The sequence below is a fragment of the Paenibacillus sp. 01T422 genome, from assembly GCF_056398785.1.
The window spans coordinates 1-4,342 of sequence record NZ_JBFTQB010000558.1 but is presented as its reverse complement, the minus strand read 5'-3'; the positions used below and the strand labels follow the sequence as shown (position 1 = coordinate 4,342).

Here is a 4,342-nt window from a genome sequence, read left to right as displayed (position 1 = left end):
TGGACGGGCTTTAATTGGTTGATGGTTGTTCCATTGCCTAATTGTCCGAAAGCATTGTAGCCCCATGCCCAGACAGTACCATCATCTTTTAAAGCAAGTGCGAAGTTTTTACCCGCTGAAATCGCGATAACACCCGTTAGATCATAAATTTGTACAGGTTGCTGCTTACTAGCCAGCGTCCCATCTCCTAGCTGTCCACTCGTATTATCTCCCCAAGCCCATATTTTCCCGGTGTTTTCTAGGGCCAGGTTGAAATTGGCGCCTGAAGCGATGGAAACGATATTCGATAGTTGGATAATCTGGTTTGATGCTGCAGTCGTGTCATGACCTAATTGCCCATACGTATTGTCTCCAAAACTCCAAACAGAACCATTGTTAAGCAGAGCCAGTGTATGATCGCTTCCAGCCGTTGCAGAGACAACACCGCTCAATGCCTTGACTTGAACAGGTGCAGTGCTTGGTGTCGTTGTTCCATCGCCCAATTGACCGAAGAAGTTCTGTCCCCATGTCCACAGGGTCTCATCCTGCTTAACGACAACCATGTGCGTATCACCGCCTTCGATGGCAGCGATCCCTTCTTGACTTAAGGCTTTCGGAGCAATGACAGAGGTATGGGTACCATCTGCCAATTGACCAAACGTATTACTCCCCCAACCGTACAACTGATTATTTTTGATAACAAATGTATCACTTTCACTCGCTGTCAGGGACTGCTCTTTAGGAGCCTTAATTAAAACTACACCTTCGCCCGGCTTAAGGACCGGAGGATCCAGCCATTCGCTTACCTTCGTTTGAACCGGGGCAGCTTGATTGTTCAGCGTCTTGTCGCCGAGCTGACTGTAACTGTTGTTCCCCCATGCCCAAAGCTTATTCTCTTTATCGATGGCAAAAGTGAAATTGGAACCTACCCCTAATCCGGTTATCTCGGGCAGATCATTGACATGGTCGGGAAATGTCTGACTCCATGTTTTCCCATCAAATCCGGTTCCTACGCCTAACTGACCAGAGGTATTATTCCCCCACGTATAGACACTGCCATCATCTTTTAACGCAACAGCATGTGAACTTCCAGCCGTTATTTGCGCCACGTGATCTAGCCCCGTAATAAGAACGGGAAACTTATGTTCATCCTGCGTATTAGTCGTAATGGCGTTATACATCGTGCTCGGATCTGAATCGATTAGTCCCCAAGTTAATACGGTACCGTCATCCTTGAGAGCTAATGAGAAGTCGAATCCAGCAGCGATCTGCGTAATATGCCAGTTGGCGCTGGTAGCCATAATAGGCGTACTCAATCGGTTCTGATCATAACCATAACCCAGCTCGCCAAAGAAATTATCGCCCCAAGCCCAGACAACGCCATCTTGATCAAGCGCCAAGGTATGGTATGCACCGCTCGCTATCGCTTTCACAGATACGATGTTGCCGATTACTTGAACGGGTTTGTTTTGGGTATTGTTCGTACCGTCTCCGAGTTGGCCATACGTATTGTCTCCCCAGCTCCAGGCTGTTCCATCATCTTTGATCGCAACAGAGTGGAAATTACCTGCGGAAATTGCGGTAACATGAGTGAGATTCGAAACCTGAACGGGTGTTGATCGATCTATCGTTGATCCGTCGCCCAACTGGCCGAATGTGTTCTCCCCCCATGACCACACGGTGCCATCCGATTTGAGTGCCAAGGAGTGAGACGAACCCACCGCAATTGCCGTAATACCGGACAATCCGCTGATTGGTGCCGCCTGATTACGGTTGCTGAGACCTGATCCCAGCTTACCGCGAAGATTGTTTCCCCATGTCCAAACGGTACCGTCTTTCTTCAAAATAACCGTGAAACCTTTCCCGCCTCGAATTTGCTGTATCAAAGCAGGGTTCATATCTGAAGTAACAGTAGTAGGGCTGTTAGTTTCCCCAAAAACTTTCCCGGGAAATACCGAGAAAGCTGTAAAGGAACTAAAAAGCAGAAAACCTAGCAGCCAGAAAGTAACATTGCGTTTCACTGTTTTCATGTTCCTTCTCCTTAAAGCTTTCCATAAGGAAGCTATCTTCGTAAATCCCTATTACTAAGCTATAGTCCCTTGCTCCTGAGCAATTGCAGGTTTACGTTTAAATCTTTTCGTGATGCCATCTTTCCAACCGTCCAGCAATGTATAGACAACAGGAATCAATACTAGAGTGACTAGTGTGGATAAGGTCAAACCAAAGGCTACAACTGTTGCCATGGAAGCCTGCGTTTCCGCTCCTTCACCAAACCCGATAACAAGCGGCACCATCGCAAGGACAGTAGTGGCTGTAGTCATTAGAATAGGACGCAAACGGACTTTACCAGCTTCAATCAGAGCATCGAATAGCGGCATACCTTTGGCACGCAATTGATTCGTATAATCGATTAAAACAATGGCATTATTAACGACAATTCCCACTAGCATGATCATTCCAATGATAGAGTTCATATTAATCGTTCGATGTGTGACCAACAGCCCCAATATCGCGCCAATGAAAGTTGGCGGTAGGGAGAACATGATGATAAACGGACCATATAACGACTCAAATTGACTGGCCATAACCATGTACACCAAGGCAACGGATAAAATAAGAACTAAGTATAGGCTTTTAAAAGAATCATTCTGACTAGCTTGCTGACCGCCCATCGTAACTTGATAACCGTCCGGTGGTTGAATCGCATCAATTTTCTGTTTGACCTGAGCCGATACCTCACCAACGGAAGCCCCGAATACGGAAGCCTGCACCGTTGCCACACGGTTCTGATCTTGTCTGCGAATTTGCGCGGGGCCTGTACCCGGCTCAACCTTTGCAATAAGACTGACAGGGACAATCGTACCACCTGTCGTATTAATCGTCACATTGTTGAAATTCTCCAGCTTGTTCGTAAAGTCATTCGGATACTTTACAAGAACAGAGATTTGCGAACTGGCTGTTTTAAACTGTGTAGCCACACTTCCCTGATAAGCTGTGCGCAAAGCAGTCATTACGTCTCTTAACGAAACGCCGTAGTGAGCCGCTGCATCACGATCTATCGTTAAATTAAATTGAGGAATCGAACGATCTAACGTATTTTGCACATTGCGCGTGCCTTCTACCGAAGTGATTTCCTGTGCGACAAGATCACCCAGCTTTTGCAAGACGGCCAAATCCGGTCCGGATAAATTAACTTGAACGTCACCGCCACCAAAGTTACCGCCACCGCCAAGCCCGGGCAGACGTACACCCGCTGGAACACTTACACCAATCTGTGCTCCCGCAAAGCCCGTTGTGAGCGTCCGGATTTGCTCGGCAACTTGATCAGTACTTTTCGTTCTTTCGCTGATCGGTTTTAATTTAATTTGAATACTGCCCGTATTGGTCGCCGCTGATTGAAAGGCTCCGCCGCCTGCCGATCCGACAGAAGTAAAGACTGTGTCTATTTCCGGCACATCCTTCAATCTCGTCTCTAGTGTGCTAGCCACTTGATTCGTCACGGCGAAATCTGTCCCTTGCGGTAGATTAATATTTAGATTAACTTGCCCTTGATCTGTTTTGGGTGTTAATTCACTTCCTACAAAACGAACCGAGTATACGCTGGCAGCGAATAATAGAACTGTAATAGAGATAATGATCCAACGATGTAGCATGGACCACCGAAGCAGCCTGCCATACACCTGTGTGATAGACTCCATACCTCTGCCGAACCAAACGAAAGGATTAAAGCTTCTACCGGTTGGCAGCTCTTCGTCGACCTTGCGGCGCAAGATTTTCGCAGCCAGCATCGGTACCAGAGTAACAGCTGCAAACCATGCGGCTATATGTGAGAAACAAACAACTAGCGCCATTGGCCAGAAAAATTGTTTGACTAAGCCGCTGATGAAAGCCGTCGGCGCGAAAACCGCAATTTGGGCCAATGCCGAAGCCATAACCGCTGTACCCACCTCGGCTGTTCCCACTTTGGCGGCTTCCTCAGGAGACAAGCCTTCATGTCGTTTACGGAAAATACTTTCCAAGACAACGACCGCGAAGTCAACGAGTGAGCCGAGACCAAGTGCCAACCCTCCGAGCGTGATGGTATTAATCGTTTGATGACCGAAATACATCATACTAAATGTACTTATGATTGAAATCGGGATAACGACACCGATAATGAGTGTTGCCCTTACACTACGCAAGAAGAACAAGAGGATGATGACCGAGAACACGCCTCCGAGCAATGTATGCTCAACAACGGTACGTAAGGAATCGCGAATAAACTTGGCAGAATCATTCAGTACCGCGATATGCATACCTTCCGGAAGCTTGGATTGAATCTCTTGAAGTGACTTCTGAATATTATCAGACACTGAAACCGTGT

2 protein-coding genes are annotated in these 4,342 nt (G+C 47.2%); both read right to left on the bottom strand.

The features are described 5' to 3' along the window. Positions 1-2,009, bottom strand: a 2,009-nt coding sequence (locus AC1DUA_RS25785; protein WP_477502485.1) for an RCC1 domain-containing protein, incomplete at its 3' end; no start/stop codon positions are given. A 54-nt stretch (positions 2,010-2,063) separates the two neighbouring features. Next, positions 2,064-4,342, bottom strand: a 2,279-nt coding sequence (locus AC1DUA_RS25780) for an efflux RND transporter permease subunit (RefSeq protein WP_477502484.1), incomplete at its 5' end; no start/stop codon positions are given.